This is a genomic window from Sphingomonas hankookensis (assembly GCF_028551275.1).
GTDB lineage: Bacteria > Pseudomonadota > Alphaproteobacteria > Sphingomonadales > Sphingomonadaceae > Sphingomonas > Sphingomonas hankookensis_A.
On record NZ_CP117025.1, the window covers coordinates 1,589,953 to 1,605,100 of the forward strand.

The window sequence follows — 15,148 nt, forward strand, 5'->3', positions numbered from 1 at the left end:
ATCGGCGACGAACCGTTCGTGGCGTCCGATCAATCCACGGCCGAAACGATAAAATAATCGAACGTAAACGCGCGGAAACCATGTTCCTGTCGCCGGATTGTCGCGAATCGTCCGTAGAACCGAGCGTTGTCCCGCCGTCCGACTATTTCGATTCGTCGCCGCGTTCCCGCGCAAATTCATCGAGCAGCCAGCGCCGGAATTGCTGCATCGCACGCCCGGTCGGTCGTGATTTCAGCCGGGTCAGCCAATAGCTGTCGACCGCCGCCTCGATCGCAAAAGGCTGGACAATGCGTCCGCTGTCCAACTCTCGCCGGAACATGGCCGCGGGGGCCAGCGCGACGCCGTTGCCAAGCATCGCCGCCTGCACCATCACCAGCGAGGAATCGAACAGCGGCCCGTGCAGCGCGCCGACCTCCAGCCCCGCCGCCGCGAACCATGCCGGCCAGTCCTGCGACCGATAGGAGCGCAGCAGCGTCGTGCGCAGCAGGTCGCCGGGTTCGCGCAGCGTCCGCGCGACGACCGGCGCGCAGAGCGGGGTGAGCGGCGCAGGGCAGATCACGTCCGCCGCCACGCCATGCCATGCGCCGTCACCGAAGCGGATCGCATAGTCGAGACCCTCGGCCACCAGATCGACCTGGTTGTTGTTGGTCAACAGCCGCAGGTCGATCCCCGGACAGGCGGCACGAAAGGCCGGCAACCGTTCGAGCAGCGCGCCGACCGCGAAGGTGCCGACCGCGCTGACCGTCAGCACCTCGGCCACGCCGCCGGTATCGAACCGGTCGAACAGCCGATCGATCGCGCCGAACGAGTCGATCAGCGTGGGGGCCAGCGCCATCCCTTCGTCGGTCAGCAGCAGCCCGCGATTAGAGCGACGGAACAGCGTGACGCCCAGCCGCGCCTCCAGCGCCTTGATCTGATGGCTGACCGCCGCCTGCGTCACGCACAATTCGTCCGCGGCGCGGGTGAACGACAGATGCCGCGCGGACGCTTCGAACGCGCGCAGGGCATTGAGCGGAACCGGTGCACGCGCCATGGATGCCGAGATTTCCTAAGGATCGAACCGAGATATGATCCTTTGTCGGTGCGTGTATTTGCGGTCAATTCCCCGTAGCGAAGCATGGGCAAGGGGATGGACACAATGCGATACCATAAGCTCGTTCGGGGATGGCTGGCGTTGGCGGCGATGGTGGCGGCCGGTCCCGTTCTGGCCGCCGACCCGCCCGAATGGTCGACGCCGACCGAACCGTTCCGCATCGCCGACAATCTCTATTATGTCGGGACCAAGGGGCTGTCGGCCTATCTGATCGTGTCGCGCGACGGGGCGATCCTGCTGGACGGGACGCTGGAACAGAATGCGGCGCTGATCGAACGTAGTATCCGGCGGGTCGGTGTGCCGTTGAACCGGGTGAAGCTGATCGTCAGCAACCATGCCCATAACGATCATGTCGGCGCGATCGCCCGGATCAAGCGCGATACCGGCGCGCGGTTTCTGGCGAGTGCCGGGGATCGCTGGGCACTGGAACACGGCACCGGACAGAGCGACGTGACCTATCGTCCAACCCGCTATCCTGCGATCCAGGTCGACCGGGTGATCGGCGACGGCGAGGTCGTGCGGCTGGGCGAGGTCGCGCTGACCGCGCATCTGACACCGGGGCATACGCCGGGCTGCACCAGCTGGTCGATGGTCGCGCGCGACGGAGGCAAGCTGCGCCGGGTGCTATTTCCGTGCAGCATCACCGTGGCGGGCAACAAGCTGATCGGCAATCGCGGCTATCCGGGGATCGTCGGCGACTTCCGCCGCACCTTTGCCAAGCTGGCGACGATGCGTGCGGACATCGTCCTGCCGGGCCATCCCGAGTTCGCCGATGTGATCGCGCGCGGTGCACGGCGCAGGGCGGGGCGGGTGGATGCCTTTGTCGATCCCGGCCTGCTGCCGCGCATGGTGGCAGAACAGCGTGCGGCGTTCGAGGCGGAACTGGCCGCGGCACGGCGCAAGGTGAAGCGGGATGCTGTCCGGCGGAACCGATCGTCGTGAACAGCCGCTGCGCTTGTCGAAGCGGCGTATCGAAGGGCCGGCCCAAGTGCTTCGATATGGGCCTTCGACACGCTCAGTCCCTACTCGGCACGAACGGTTCCACCCGCCTGTGCCAATCGCGGCCGCAGACGCTGAACGCAGGTCACCAAGGTCGGACAACGCCGAGTTTGGATCAGCCCGGATCAGTCGTCCTCGTCCGGCGGCGCATCGCCGGGAGAGTGGAGCATCCCGCGATAGATGCCATGCTGCGATCCCGGAATGACGCTCACGTCCAGCCACCGTCGATAAAAGGCTTCCGGCCCGATACCGCCGATGATCGCATAGCCATATTCCATCGCGCGCATGTCGTGCAGGGTGGCGAACAGCAACGCTTCGCCGACACCCCATCCGCGTGCCGCCGGATCGACACCGGTCGGACCGAAAAAGCCGCGCATCGAACAGTCATAGGCCGCGAAACCGATCACGGCATCGCCCCGAACCGCGATCCACAGCGTCGTGACCGGCCGGATGAAGGCGCGCGCCGCCTCGCTCCGCCAAGCCGGACCGAACGTTTCCGCGACCCATGCCAGTACGACATGGCGTTCGGCGGACATTGCCCGGCGGATATTGACGCCGTGTTCGGCAAGTTGTGGACGGTGCTGCACATCGGGCAGGTCGTACAGGCGGACGAGCAGGTCGGTCATGCCGGCATCTTCGTCGCGGAGGACGCGAGACGCAATGTTTCGCTGACGATGCTGCGTCGCGCTCGCAAAACCGGTATCGGCGGCGGGCGGAGCGCGATAGGGTGGCGGTCATGCCGCCGCACCCGCCCGTGTCCGTTCGCAGCCGCCTGTCGCGGTGGGGCTGGATCGCGCTCGGCTGGCTGTTCGTCGCGCTGGGGTTCATCGGCGCGCTGCTGCCGGTCATGCCGACGACGATCTTCCTGATCGTGGCGGCGGGATGCTTCGCGCGCGGGTCGCCGCGGCTGGAGGCGTGGCTGCTCGGCCATCCGCGCTTCGGACCGACGCTGGTGGCGTGGCGGCGCGACGGGGCGATCGGGCGCCGGGCCAAGGGGATGGCCTGTAGCGGCATCGCGATCGGCTATGCGCTGTTCCTGTTCGGCGCGCGCCCCGGGGTCGGTCTGGCGGTGCTCGTCGCGGCGGTAATGGGCGGTTGTGCCGCCTATATCGTCACCCGCCCCGCACCGAGCGACTGAGCCGGTTCGACGATGATCGCCGGCGTCGTCAGCGCGACGAGGCTCAGTTCGAGCTCGGCATTGCGGAACGGCTTGGTCAGCCGGGGAACATCGGCATCGATCCCGTCTTCGTCGGCATAGCCCGACACGATCAGCACTGGCAGCGTCGGATGGGTCCGCTTCAGCCGGCGGGCGAGATCGGCGCCGCTCATGCCCGGCATCAGATGGTCGGTGATCAGCACGTCCGGGGTGAGGCCGGCGTCGAGCATGGTCAGCGCCTCTTCGGCCGAGGCGGCTTCGACGACATTGTAGCTAAGGTCGGCGAGCATGTGCGCGGTGCTCATCCGCACCAGATCCTCGTCGTCGATCAGCAACGCGGTGCCGAGCCGGGTCGGGGCGGGCTGCGGGTCGGCGGGGCGTTCCTCGTCGCTCGGCACGACCGAGCTGACCGGCAGCCACAGGCTGAGCGTGGTGCCCTTGCCCGGTGCGCTGTCGATGGTCAGCCCGCCGCCCAGCTGCGCGGTCAGGCCGTGGACCATCGACAGGCCGAGGCCGGTGCCCTTGCCGATGCCCTTGGTCGAGAAGAACGGCTCGATCGCGCGGCGGGCGGTCGCCTCGTCCATGCCGCAACCGGTGTCACCGACGCTCAGGCGGACATAGTGCCCGCGGGCGAGGCCGGGGACGTCGCCCGGCCGGATCGTGCGCCGGGACGCGGCGATGGTCAGCGTGCCGCCTTCGGGCATCGCATCGCGCGCGTTCACCGCGAGGTTCAGCAGCGCCATTTCCAGCTGGTTGAGATCGGCATGGGCCGGGGGCAGTTCGTCCAGCCTGACCTCGACCACGATGGTCGGCCCGAGGGTCGAGGCGATCAGTCCGGTCATGCTGTCGATCACCCGAGCCACGTCGACGCCGGTCGGTTGCAGCGGCTGGCGCCGGGCGAAGGCCAGCAGTCGCTGGACCAGCATCTTGGCGCGTTCGGCCGATTGCAGCGCGCCCTCGATCAGGCGGCGTTCGCGTTCGGTGCCGACATTCTTGCGCACCAGCATGTCGAGCGAACCGATGATCGGGGTCAGCAGATTGTTGAAGTCATGTGCGACGCCGCCGGTCAGGCTGCCCATCGCCTCCATCTTCTGGCTCTGACGCAGCGCCTCGCGCGCAATTTCCAGATCGGCCTCGCGCTCCTTCGCTTCGGTCAGGTCGCGGCCGACCGCGACGAAATTCTGGCCATCCGCTTCCGGCGCGACGGTCCATTCGACATGCTTCCATTCGCCCGTACTGGTCGCGATGCGGTTCTCGAAACGGTTGGGGCGATGCGTCGCCGCCATCTGCGCGATCGCGGCCAGCGTGTGCGGCTCGTCCTCCGGATGCATGAAGCGCGCATAGCCGCGCGAGAGCAGTTCGGCCTCGCTCCAGCCCAGGACCCGCGACCAGGCCGGGCTGACCGCCGACATCATCCCGTCATAGCCGGCGCGCGCCAGCATGTCCTGCGACAGGTTCCACAGCCGGTCGCGCTCGGCGGACCGGGTTGCGACCTGTTCCTCGAGCGTTTCGTTCAGCCGGCGCAGATCTTCTTCGGCCCGCGCGCGCTCGACCGCGTTCTTGACCCGTTCGCCGACCTCCTGGACCAGGCTCTCCTCGGCCGGGGTCCAGGCGCGCGGGGTGGCCGACTGCACGGCAAGCACGCCGACCCATTCGGTCTCGTCGAACAGCAGCACGTCGATGAACGCCGCGACCCGCCGCTCGGCGAGCGCGGCACGCGTCGCCTCGCACAGCTGCATGTTGCCGGGGATGTCGGGCACCACCACCGGCGCGCCGGTGCGATAGGCGTCGAGCAGGCCGGAGCCGAACGAGGCGAGCGAATGCGCACCGGCGAGCGACTGCACCCCGTCGCAATAATCGCAATCGATCCGCATCACCATGTCGCTGCTGATTTCGGCATAGAAGGCGCGGTTGGCGTTCAGCCATTTCCCCAGCCGCTCGGCCGCCAGTGCCATGATGTCGTTGCGCGTCGTCAGCGGACGCAGCGCATCGGCCAGCGACAGCAGGAACTGCGTCCGCCGCGTGTTGGTGACCCGGTCGGTCGTCTCGGCAAGGATGCAGATGACGCCGGCCGGCTCGCCGCGTTCGTCGAGCACCGGCGAATAGTCGAGGTCCATCCAGACCTGTTCGGGCCGGCCATGGCGGTGGAGCGTCAGCTCCTGATCCTGATAGCGGAGCGTGCCGCCCGCCAGTCCGACGCGCATCACATGATCGTTGAAGTCGGCGACCTCGGGCCACCCCTCGCGCACGTTCGATCCCAGCAGTTGCGGATGGCGCCCGCCGGCAAAGACCGAATAGGCGTCGTTGTACAACATGACGCCGTCTTCGCCCCACAGCATCACGATCGGCACCGGCGACCGCAGCAGCATCGCGGTCGCGGTCTTCAGCGACTGCGGCCAGTGGGCGATCGGCCCCAGCGGCGTCGCGTTCCAGTCGAGCGCAGCGATCAGCCCCGCACAGTCGCCGCCCCCGGCAAGAAACGCGAGATCGCGGTCAAGCGGCCGGGGTTCGACGGAGTGTAGGTCGGACATTGGAAACGACATATCCTGCAATGGCGATGGCCGCGAAATGCCGGTGAGCACCGGAATTTCGCGCACGCGCGGCTTTCCTGATAGCTCAATCGACGTCGGGAATAAACTGCCCGTCCCATGTAACGCGCCGATGCGCCATTCGGCGCCATCGGTTCGGCGCAAGTGGCGGATGGACGATGTACTATTGTGATACGCCCGCGCGAAACGTCTCGATGCCACCGCCAATCAATAGGTGAGGGCGGGCTGTTACCGGACGAGTTTTGCGGCTAATCGAGCTTTTCCCTTGTCGATCGGAATGTGCGTGTCGTCGGAACTGCCCAAAGCGCTTCGCGAATATTTTGAACAGTCGCGGGTCGCGCTCGCGCTGGCCTCGGCCGAGGGTGACAATCATCTGGTGCTGGTCAGCCCGGCGTTCAGCCGCCTGACCGGCTACGAGCCCGAGGACGTGGTCGGGCGCAATTGCCGGCTGTTGCAGCGCGATGCGGCGAATGTCGAACCGCGCGCCCGGCTGCGCGAATTCCTGACGCGGCCGTCCCAGCCCAATGTGCGGACGCCGATCGTCAATTTCCGCAAGGACGGGACGCCGTTCGTCAACCTGCTCTACATGTCGCGGCTGCGCTCGATCGACGGCAAGGCCAGCTATATCTTCGCGTCGCAGTTCGACGTGAGCCGGTCGCAGCCCGAAATGCTGGCGGAATATGACGAGCAGCTGACCGCCACGCTCGGCCGGCTGGTGCCGATCGCCAGCGATGCTGGGATCGTGGTGGAGGGTACGTTGCTGACCATCGCCAACAGTGCGGCGATCGTGGCACAGGCGAAGATGATGCTGGCCGGCCTGGAGTCCCCCCCCGATGCATGACGTCGTGAGTGCCAAGGTCGACGCGCGTTCGCACCGCCCGGCCGGGGTGCCGGTGGTCGGGATCGGCGCATCGGCCGGCGGGCTGGAGGCGCTGCGCGAAATGCTCGCCCCGGCCAGCCTGCCGACCGGCCTCGCCTTCGTCATCGTCCAGCATCTCGACCCCAACCATGAAAGCATGCTGGCGCAGCTGCTCGACCGCAACACCGCGCTGAACGTGCTGCAAAGTTCGGGCGGAGAGCGGATCGAGGCCGATACCGTCTATATCATCCCGCCCGGCCGTGGCCTTGCCATTCGCGACGGCGTGCTGGAACTGACCGATTTCCAGCAACCCCGCGGCATGCGCCGGCCGATCGACGATTTCTTCCTGTCGCTGGCTGGCGACCAGCAGTCCAACGCCGCCTGCGTCATCCTGTCGGGCACCGGCGCCGACGGCACCACGGGCCTGCGCGCGATCAAGGAAAATGGCGGCGTCTGCGTCGTGCAGCAGCCCGAGAGCGCGCGCTATGACGGGATGCCCTTGTCGGCGGTCGGCACCGGCCTGATCGATTTCGTCAAGCCGGCCGGCGAAATCCTCCATTGCCTTCAGGCGTTCTTTCGCCGGCGGGGGTCCGAACCGCTGCAACCGGAAGCGAATGTCGTCGCCGATCATGTCGACGAGATGTGCCGGGTACTGCGCACCGCCATCGGCCATGATTTTTCGGGCTACAAGCGCTCGACGCTGGTGCGCCGGGTTGAGCGGCGGATGCATGTGCTGGGCATCGATACCGGCCGGGCCTATCTGGCGCGCATCCGCAGCGATGCCGCCGAATGCGAGGCGCTGTTCCGCGACCTGCTGATCAACGTCACCCGTTTCTTCCGCGACCCCGATGCGTTCGAAACGCTGCGCATGCGGGTGATCGACCCGCTGATGGCGGACCGCGCGCCGGACGAGGATATCCGCGTGTGGGTGCCCGGCTGTTCGAGCGGCGAGGAAGCCTATACCATCGCGATGCTGTTCGCGGAGGCCGCGCGCAAATCGGGATCGCCGCTGGCGGTGCAGATTTTCGCCACCGATATCGACGAACAGATGCTGTCGATCGCGCGCGAGGGCAGCTATCCCGCCGCTGCGATGGCCGACATCCCGCCGGCCTTACGCGAACGCTATACCGTGCCGCATGCGGAGCGCTTCACCATCGCGGCATCGATCCGCGACATGATCCGCTTTTCCAGCCACAGCCTGGTCAAGGACCCGCCCTTTTCGCGGATCGACCTGGTGTCGTGTCGCAACCTGCTGATCTATTTCGACGACCGGTTGCAACAGGCGGTCGTGCCGCTGCTCCATTATGCGCTGCGGCCCGGCGGCTTCCTGTTCCTGGGGCCGTCGGAAAGCGTCGGGCGGTTCGAGCATCTGTTCGAGCCGGTCGACCAGCAGGCGCGGCTGTTCGAACGTGGACCCGGTGCGCCCAATTATCCGATCGACCTGCCCGGCAGCCAGCGCCAGCCCGTGCCGCGGCGCGAACGCGACAGCCGCGGCGACACGGCGTCGCTCGGCAGCGAATCGCTCGCCACCCGGCGGATGGTGGAACGCTATGCCCCGCCCAGCCTGATCGTCGATCAGGACGGCGGCATCATCTCGGCCTATGGCAAGCTCAGCCGCTATTTCGAATTTCCGGTGACGCGGACCGGGGGCAGCAGCGCGGTCAACCTGGCGCGCGCCGGCCTGCGCAACGTCATCGGCCCGTTGCTGCGCCAGGCGCGCGACGAACGCCGCCGGGTGATCGCGCGCGACGTGTCGGTGGAGGCCGATTACGGCACGCAGCCGGTCGAGGTGATCTGCGATCCGCTGGGCGATGGCACCTTGCTGTTCGTGTTCCGCGACACCGGGCCGTTCGTGCCGTCCGATCCGGGCGAGTTGCAGGACCTGGAGCCGAGCGACGATCATCTGGAATCGCTGGAGGACGAGCTGCGGCTGACCCGCCACCGGCTGCGCTCGGCAATCGAGGAGCTGGAGACGGCGAACGAGGAGCTGAAAAGCTCCAACGAAGAAATGATGTCGATGAACGAGGAGCTTCAATCGACGAACGAGGAATTGTCGACGGTCAATGACGAGCTGAAGAGCAAGGTCGACCAGCTGACCGTCGCCAATTCCGACTTGCGCAATTTCTATGAATCGACCGAACTGGCGGTCGTGGTGCTCGATGCCGATCTGAAGGTGCGCAGCTACACCGATGCCGCCACGCGCATCTTCCCGCTGAAACCCACCGACCGCGGCCGCCCGCTGACCGACGTCGCCAACCGGTTGCAGGATGCCGGCCATCTGGAGGATGCGCGCGCGGTTGCTGGCGGCGCGTCGCCGGTGCAGCGGCGGGTCCACACCGTCGACGGGCAGCATATCTTTTCGATGCGGGTGCTCCCCTATCGCACGCAGAGCGGCGAGGTGGATGGCGCGACATTGGTGCTGACCGACATCACCGACGCGCTGTCGCTCGAACGGCAGCTGGCGGCCGAACGCGAGCGGCTCGACCTCGCGATCAAGGCGGCGGGCATCGGCGTCTGGGAATATTGCCCGGAAAATGGCGAACTGGTGCTCGACCAGGCCGAGCGCCAGCTGTTCGAAGTGGCAACGGATGCCGAGGCGAGCATCTGAGCAGCCCCCATCGGGTGGTCCGGGTTATTAGTTAGTGCATTGTCGTCTCCGCCGCCATTGCCGGTCGTAGGTGGAGCGAAGCGGAACCGGAGGCCGGCAATGGCGGTGTCGCCGCTTGTGGTGCGGGCGGCCGATAGCCCAGGCTGCTGTGCGGCCGGACGGTGTTGTAGTGACGGCGCCACGCCTCGATCAGTACCCTTGCTTCAGCGAGGCTGTAGAAGATCTCGCCGTTGAGCAGCTCATCGCGCAGCGAGCCGTTGAAGCTCTCGTTGTAGCCATTCTCCCACGGCGAACCCGGCACGATGTACAGCGTCTTCACGCCAACCTGCCCGAGCCATTTCTGAACCGCGGTAGCGATGAACTCGCTGCCGTTATCTGATCTGATATGCGCGGGCGGACCCCTCGCGATGAACAGGTCGGCAAGCGCTGCCAGCACGTCTTCGTGTCGAAGCTGGCGCGCGACGACCAGTGCCAGGCATTCCCTGCTGGCCTCATCGATGATGGTCAGTATCCGGAACTTGCGCCCGTCATGCGTCCGCGCTTCGACGAAGTCATACGCCCACACATGCCCCGGATACTCCGGTCGCAGCCGGATGCACGAGCCGTCGTTCAACCATAGCCGGCCACGTTTAGGTTGCTTCTGCGGCACCTTGAGGCCTTCGCGCCGCCAGATCCGCTCCACCCGTTTATGGTTCACCGACCAGCCCGCCGCATGCAGCAGTGCGGTTACCCGGCGGTAGCCGTAGCGCCCGTACTGCCTGGCCAGCGCGACGATGTCGTCGGTCAGCACCTCTTCGTCATCTGCCCCGCACGGCACCTTGCGCTGTGTCGACCGGTGCTGCCCCAGCACGCGGCACACGCGCCGCTCGGATACGTACAGCACCTCTCGCACCTGGTCGATGCAGCGTCGGCGTCGCGCGGGGCTCAGAAGTTTCCCCGCGCCGCCTCCTGTAGAATCAACTTGTCCAGTGTCAGGTCGGAGATCGCACGCCGCAGCCGCAGGTTCTCCTTCTCCAGATCTTTCATCCGACGCGCCTGATCCGTCTTCAAGCCGCCGTACTCCTTGCGCCAGCGGTAGTAAGTCTGCTCGCTGACCGCGATCCGCCGGCATGCCTCAGCGGTCGTCCCGCCCTGGCCCAGCATGATCTCGACCTCACGCAGCTTCCCGATGATCTCCTCAGGCTTGTGCTTCTTGGCAGGCATGCGTCGTCCCTTCCTTGATCCAGACTGTCATAGTCGATGGACCACTCAGAAGGGGGCAGCTCACGATCAGGAGAGCCAGGCGGAAGTCGGTGTAATGGGCGCCAGCGGTCCTGATCTCCTGTTTTGAAAGCGGCTCGCGGGCAAGTGCGCTAAGCGCCAAGGCGGAGGGAATCGGTGCCCTTTTGATCTCGGCCACAACCGGTTCGGCCAAGGCAATCGCTTCGGCTTCAGGTAGCTGAAACTCAGCCGCCAGGCACTTCTTGCGGTAGCTGGCGAGATCGAACCCACCAATGAGGGCGGCCGCTGCATCGAGAATGTCCAGGCGGCGAGCATAATTACCGTCCGACGCACGGCTTTGCGACCCATGCGTGAGAACCTCATCCGCCCTAACCAACAGCGCCCGTTCCAGCGGAAGCGGTGCGCTCATGTTGCGAGCACCTGAAACTCGCATTGATCGCCGAGCGCCGGCTCATTGACCTTCAGTTCTCCTTCAGCGCGCGTAAAGCTGAGGACGTACTCCGTAACGCTGTCCCCGTTTGCACTCGCGGTGCGGTTTGGCCGGTAGCGACCGACGCCTTGAATTGGCGTGCACTCGACGGTGCCGCTGCGCTCAAGGCCCGCACAAAGGTCTTCCAAGTCCACGTGCCCTTCGCAACTGTATGAAATCAGTACGCGGCGTGACGCGATGCGCTCAACCAGCGAAAGCAAAGCATCGAGTGCCCTTGTCTTATAGCAGTATGCCGAGGCCTTGTGCTTCCACGGGCGTAGGCCGCTTACGCCTTCGACGTTCGGTTCATCACCGACGGCGATCGTTTCGAGGATGTGGTAATAGGATGCGTACTGCCGTTTCGTGTAGGGCGGATCCAAATAGACCAGATCGTTCGGCGAGGGTCGCAGATCTGCGACGTCTGCCACCGTCGCCACCAGCTCCGTGGCCTCATTTTTCAACGACCGCGGCTTCAGCTGGAGGGGCTGATGTGCAGAATTCTGCCACTTTCGCAGAAAGCAGCCATAGGTGCCTGCAATGTTGGCGACACGGTTGGCTGCCGAGATAAGGTCCGCGATGAGCAACTGCTCTTCGCGGTCAGTCAGGAGGCCATCTGTCGCCCATTCTGCTATTTGGGCGCGGACGGCATCTATTGCCGCCGCGTTGCGCTCGGTGAAGTAGCGCCGCTCAATGCGATCACAGTCAAAACGGGCTGACGCCGGGCTGTAAGTGCGCCACATGGGGCCTTCAGATGGCTCGAGTCTGTTCAGACGTTCGACCGCGTCAGAATACCCGCCAAGCGAGGCCATGCGAACTTCGCCCACTGACGCCAGCCTCGCTACCGTCATCACGATGGCGCTTTCCAAGGCGTCGTTAGCCCAAACTGGCCAGCCAAGCGAAGCCGCCAACTCGGCCACTGCGCCGGTGCCGCTGAATGCGTCTACGAATCGCCCGGAACCGTCGTCGAAGGCCTCGATTGCACGCGCCAATGGCATCGTTAGGCGGGCCTTTGAGCCAATGTACCGGAACGTCATGCGGCTCCCTCTCTTACCAGATTTGCGCGTCGCTACCTTGCCTAACAGCACTGGGATTCCTTGTTAATCCCTTGGGTGGTCGCCTATGCCTGAGCGCTCCGCGACACGCTGATTTCTAGTGGAGCCTAGGGCGGCGGTGCCGCCGCCCTAGGCTCATTACGCCGCCTCGCTATCCAACCACGGCGCGAGAGTCGCGGCATCGTTCGCCGCAGTCGCAAAATCTGCGGCGAAGCGCTTGGCTCGGCGTGCTGCAAGTGCCGCGAGATAGCCGCGCCCATGGCGCAGCTCGATCACATGGCGCAGGATGCGATCCTCGACCGCGGCGAAGTTGGCCCGCGGATCGTGCAACTGCCGCCAACGCGCGAGCAGCAGCGCGGTGCTGATGACGTCCCCCTCGCACGCTTCCTGCACCGCGTCCCACTTGCCGGCATAGATCAGCCGCGCGACCGCGAATGCCGGCACGCTGATCTTGGCGGGGATGTCGAGGCTGGCGAGGATTTCGGCCATGTGGACGGGCTTCATCTTGAACCCGCCGGTGGTGGTCCGCGCGAAGTCGAGGTGGCGGACGGGGTCGTTGCCGCCGAACCCGAGCCAGCCCCAGCCCTTGGGCAAGGTGAGCCCATGCCGCATAGCGCCGAGCGTCAGCAACGGCACATCGTGAAGCATGCCAGCCCAGGACACGAGTTCGGCACCGTCCGGCGCATCGGCCAGCACCCGCAGCACGCCGGTGATCACCGCGCGCTCGTCATGGTCCGGCTGGCTCAGCGTCACGAACCGCGACACGTCGAGGTTCCCATCCGGGTGCTCGACCAGGACCATGGCGGCGGCGGTGACGATGGTCTGGAACGGCCATCGCGGGGTGGTCAACGGATCCTCGTGGCGCTTGTATCCGCGGCGGCTCGGCTGGTCGTCGTTGCCGGGGACGTAGCGTTCCATCGCTTGGTAGCGTTTGTGTCCGGTTTCGTCGGTCACGGCGCTCTCGATATCGAGCACGACATAGGCACGTGGGCGGCGGGGTTCGAAGGGGTTGTCGATCTTCATTATTTTTCTCCTCCGGAATCATTCCCGGCCATGACGGTGCTGGACAGGGGCGGCCCCCGTCGCGCGGGGGCCGCAGGGTTTCAGCCGAAGCGGACGATCGTCTCGACCGGCGTCTCCGGCTCGCTCCAGTCGCTGCCGAACGGCACGAACCGGTTGTTGGCGAGCAGCTCGTCGCCCATCGTCGCGGCGGTGGCGCGGATCCGCTGCATCGCCAGCTTGCGGCCGGTGCCGATGGCCTTCGGCTTGCCCGGAACACGCACGAGCGAGCCGCGGCGATCGACCGCGAAGTGCTCGTCCGCGCGGGTGCTGACGAACAGGATCGGTCCATCGTCGTTGGCGGCGTAGGGGACGACGCGATCGACGATGTCGACGGTCAGCATCTCGCGATAGACGATCGTGAAGCCGAGCGGCGCGGTCGCCGCCATGTTCGCCCAGCTGGTGTAGACCGCGTCCTTGCGCAGCGTCTGGGCGATGCGCGCCATCTCCGAGCCGACCTCGAGGTCCATCCTGCGTCCCGAGCAGAAGGCGATTGCGTCGTTGGCGGGCTTGAAGCCCGGCCAGCCCATCTCGCGGCGTACTGCGAGCATGAAGTTCTGGTGGTGAAGGCCGATGTTGCTCTGCTGCATGCTGTCGTTCCTTTGGTGTGACGGTCGTTATGGCCGGAGCATTTTTCCCCAACCCTGGGATGCTCGCTTCATCTCGTCTTAAAGGGGACGGCGCGTCGCAGCGCGCCGTCTGCTGACGGTGGTCTCAGCGGTGCCGCTGATGCCAGGTGATCGGCAGCATCCGCGGCACCGGCCCGTGCGGCGCGATGTGCTGGCGGAACCAGCGTTCCTCAGCGGCACATTCGTCCTCGGCGAGCTCGCACCACCAGACCTTCTGACGCGGATCCCAGCGGTAGCCGCGGGCCTTGAGCGCGCTGCGCCGGTCGAACGACGCGCCCGTCGCCTCGAAGCGAATGGTTGGCTTCGCGGCGTTGGCCAGCAGGGCGCCGATCACGGTGCCGCCATGCGGCAGCCGGTGTGCGAGCAGGTGGATGAGGCTGACGACGTCGGCCATCGCCCTGTGTGCATTGTTGAAGCGGCCGATCTGCATCAGCAAGTGGCCGAGCTTGCGCCCGTCCAGTCCGGCCTCCAGCCAGTCGAAGTCGTTGGCCGAGCAGGCCCAGGCCGCGCCCGCTATACCTGGCATCAGGTTCTCGATGAAGGCGATGTCGAACATCGCGTTGTGCGCGACTAGCACATCGGCCTTGCTCAGGCGGTGTTCGAGCCGATCGAGGTCGATGATCCGTCCGCGCACGTCCGCGTCGGTGATGCCGGTGAGCCTGGTGATGTAGGGCGGGATTGGCATGCGCGGGTCGCGCAGCGCCTGCCCGGAGCTGACGATGCCGACGATCTCGCCCGCTGCGTCCACTTCCAGCGTGACAAGCGCGATGTCGATGATCTCGTCATGCATGGGGTCGGTGCCGGTGGTTTCAGTATCGATGACGGTGACGAACCGGACTGGCCCGTCGGTCGGCGGCGCCAGCGGGAAATCCTTCAGCGCAATGACACGGCGCAGGATGCGGATGTCCGGATCGTCCGGATGCACGGCAAGTGCCGCCCCGGCGGGGGCGGCGTCGGTGGTGTGGGTCATGGTCGATGCTCCTGTTCGAAGTCGACCGAGCGTCAGCGAGGTCTTTTCCCCTCGCTCTTCCCGGTCACGAAACAGGCCGCAGCCGTGGCTTTTCCACGCCTGTCACATGCGTCTTCGAGCACCCGCACCGAACCGCTGGCGTAGCGCGATCTTAATCGGCGGGGTGCAGAAGGGAGAGCATGAACGACGATGATCGCCGATTGCTGCAAGGATGGAACGACCAGCTGAGCCCCGTGCTCGACGAGAATTACGGGCTCGTGGAGAGCCTGCCGCGTGTGCCCGTCTGCGTCGCGTGTCCGATGGCGCAATGGTACAAGCTGGAAGGCCCGCCGCCGAAAGCGGGAACGGAGCCGAAGCCGCCAGAGCTGGAATGCTTCTGTACCGCCTTCCACGGTGTGATGTATGACGGACGACGCGTCGTGACGGCGTGCGACGCGCGAAAGGATGCGCTAAAGCAGCAGGACGGCTAGCCCGCGTAACCGGA

General features: G+C 66.0%; 13 protein-coding genes and 1 pseudogene. 5 read left to right on the forward strand and 9 right to left on the reverse strand.

Annotated elements, in window-relative coordinates; translation table 11 throughout:
• Positions 1-142: 142 nt before the first annotated feature.
• Positions 143-1,033 carry a transcriptional regulator GcvA gene (gcvA, locus tag PPZ50_RS07475; RefSeq protein ID WP_066689597.1) on the reverse strand — a complete coding sequence of 297 codons (891 nt, stop codon included), beginning with the start codon at positions 1,031-1,033 and terminating at the stop codon, positions 143-145.
• Positions 1,034-1,138: 105 nt separating this feature from the next.
• Here gcvA and bla point away from each other — a divergent pair, with 105 nt between their 5' ends.
• Positions 1,139-2,035, forward strand: coding sequence for a subclass B3 metallo-beta-lactamase (gene bla / locus PPZ50_RS07480; RefSeq protein ID WP_066689746.1), 897 nt, complete (start codon positions 1,139-1,141; stop codon positions 2,033-2,035).
• 182 nt (positions 2,036-2,217) lie between these two features.
• Here the strand turns inward: bla and PPZ50_RS07485 are convergent, their stop codons facing one another.
• Positions 2,218-2,718 (reverse strand): GNAT family N-acetyltransferase, encoded by a 501-nt coding sequence (locus PPZ50_RS07485; RefSeq protein ID WP_066689596.1) that lies wholly within the window; start codon positions 2,716-2,718, stop codon positions 2,218-2,220.
• 110 nt (positions 2,719-2,828) lie between these two features.
• Here PPZ50_RS07485 and PPZ50_RS07490 point away from each other — a divergent pair, with 110 nt between their 5' ends.
• Positions 2,829-3,230, forward strand: coding sequence for a YbaN family protein (locus tag PPZ50_RS07490; protein WP_066689595.1), 402 nt, complete (start codon positions 2,829-2,831; stop codon positions 3,228-3,230).
• Here the strand turns inward: PPZ50_RS07490 and PPZ50_RS07495 are convergent.
• On the reverse strand, positions 3,197-5,779 hold the full coding sequence (locus PPZ50_RS07495; protein WP_066689745.1) for a PAS domain S-box protein: 2,583 nt from the start codon (positions 5,777-5,779) through the stop codon (positions 3,197-3,199). The two genes, PPZ50_RS07490 and PPZ50_RS07495, sit on opposite strands and share 34 nt — an antisense overlap.
• 283 nt (positions 5,780-6,062) lie before the next feature.
• Here PPZ50_RS07495 and PPZ50_RS07500 point away from each other — a divergent pair, with 283 nt between their 5' ends.
• Together PPZ50_RS07500 and PPZ50_RS07505 are read left to right on the forward strand one after the other, a co-directional pair.
• On the forward strand, positions 6,063-6,638 hold the full coding sequence (locus PPZ50_RS07500; RefSeq protein WP_232307918.1) for a PAS domain-containing protein: 576 nt from the start codon (positions 6,063-6,065) through the stop codon (positions 6,636-6,638).
• Positions 6,631-9,255: pseudogene (locus tag PPZ50_RS07505) on the forward strand (CheR family methyltransferase); the annotation flags it as partial. The gene PPZ50_RS07500 and the pseudogene PPZ50_RS07505, both read left to right, overlap by 8 nt.
• A 40-nt stretch (positions 9,256-9,295) precedes the next feature.
• Here PPZ50_RS07505 and PPZ50_RS07510 read toward each other — a convergent pair.
• From PPZ50_RS07510 to PPZ50_RS07535, 6 genes are all read right to left on the reverse strand, one after another.
• A protein-coding gene (locus tag PPZ50_RS07510; protein WP_272815361.1) for an IS3-like element ISGbe1 family transposase occupies positions 9,296-10,467 on the reverse strand; the annotation gives its coding sequence in 2 pieces (ribosomal slippage) (positions 9,296-10,203 and positions 10,203-10,467; 1,173 coding nt in all).
• Positions 10,442-10,894 (reverse strand): hypothetical protein, encoded by a 453-nt coding sequence (locus tag PPZ50_RS07515; RefSeq protein ID WP_272815786.1) that lies wholly within the window; start codon positions 10,892-10,894, stop codon positions 10,442-10,444. The genes PPZ50_RS07510 and PPZ50_RS07515 overlap by 26 nt, the downstream gene beginning before the upstream one ends.
• Positions 10,891-11,988 (reverse strand): DNA adenine methylase, encoded by a 1,098-nt coding sequence (locus tag PPZ50_RS07520; protein WP_066692897.1) that lies wholly within the window; start codon positions 11,986-11,988, stop codon positions 10,891-10,893. The genes PPZ50_RS07515 and PPZ50_RS07520 overlap by 4 nt, the downstream gene beginning before the upstream one ends.
• Before the next feature lie 156 nt (positions 11,989-12,144).
• On the reverse strand, positions 12,145-13,029 hold the full coding sequence (locus PPZ50_RS07525) for a hypothetical protein (RefSeq protein WP_066692900.1): 885 nt from the start codon (positions 13,027-13,029) through the stop codon (positions 12,145-12,147).
• Between the two features lie 80 nt (positions 13,030-13,109).
• A complete protein-coding gene (locus PPZ50_RS07530; protein WP_066692903.1) occupies positions 13,110-13,655 on the reverse strand; it encodes a hypothetical protein in 546 nt (181 codons plus the stop codon).
• 124 nt (positions 13,656-13,779) lie between these two features.
• Positions 13,780-14,664, reverse strand: coding sequence for a 3'-5' exonuclease (locus tag PPZ50_RS07535; protein ID WP_066692906.1), 885 nt, complete (start codon positions 14,662-14,664; stop codon positions 13,780-13,782).
• 179 nt (positions 14,665-14,843) lie between these two features.
• Between PPZ50_RS07535 and PPZ50_RS07540 the strand changes: the two genes are divergently transcribed.
• Entirely contained in the window at positions 14,844-15,134 is a 291-nt protein-coding gene (locus PPZ50_RS07540; protein ID WP_066692919.1) for a hypothetical protein, read from the forward strand.
• Positions 15,135-15,148: the final 14 nt, after the last annotated feature.

What these genes read in the sequence shown, in the direction of transcription:
- gcvA (WP_066689597.1), bottom strand. Translation starts at nt 1,033, where the DNA reads ATGGCGCGTGCACCGGTTCCGCTCAATGCCCTGCGCGCGTTCGAAGCG.
- bla (WP_066689746.1), top strand. Translation starts at nt 1,139, where the DNA reads ATGCGATACCATAAGCTCGTTCGGGGATGGCTGGCGTTGGCGGCGATG.
- PPZ50_RS07485 (WP_066689596.1), bottom strand. Translation starts at nt 2,718, where the DNA reads ATGACCGACCTGCTCGTCCGCCTGTACGACCTGCCCGATGTGCAGCAC.
- PPZ50_RS07490 (WP_066689595.1), top strand. Translation starts at nt 2,829, where the DNA reads ATGCCGCCGCACCCGCCCGTGTCCGTTCGCAGCCGCCTGTCGCGGTGG.
- PPZ50_RS07495 (WP_066689745.1), bottom strand. Translation starts at nt 5,779, where the DNA reads ATGTCCGACCTACACTCCGTCGAACCCCGGCCGCTTGACCGCGATCTC.
- PPZ50_RS07515 (WP_272815786.1), bottom strand. Translation starts at nt 10,894, where the DNA reads ATGAGCGCACCGCTTCCGCTGGAACGGGCGCTGTTGGTTAGGGCGGAT.
- PPZ50_RS07520 (WP_066692897.1), bottom strand. Translation starts at nt 11,988, where the DNA reads ATGACGTTCCGGTACATTGGCTCAAAGGCCCGCCTAACGATGCCATTG.
- PPZ50_RS07525 (WP_066692900.1), bottom strand. Translation starts at nt 13,029, where the DNA reads ATGAAGATCGACAACCCCTTCGAACCCCGCCGCCCACGTGCCTATGTC.
- PPZ50_RS07530 (WP_066692903.1), bottom strand. Translation starts at nt 13,655, where the DNA reads ATGCAGCAGAGCAACATCGGCCTTCACCACCAGAACTTCATGCTCGCA.
- PPZ50_RS07535 (WP_066692906.1), bottom strand. Translation starts at nt 14,664, where the DNA reads ATGACCCACACCACCGACGCCGCCCCCGCCGGGGCGGCACTTGCCGTG.
- PPZ50_RS07540 (WP_066692919.1), top strand. Translation starts at nt 14,844, where the DNA reads ATGAACGACGATGATCGCCGATTGCTGCAAGGATGGAACGACCAGCTG.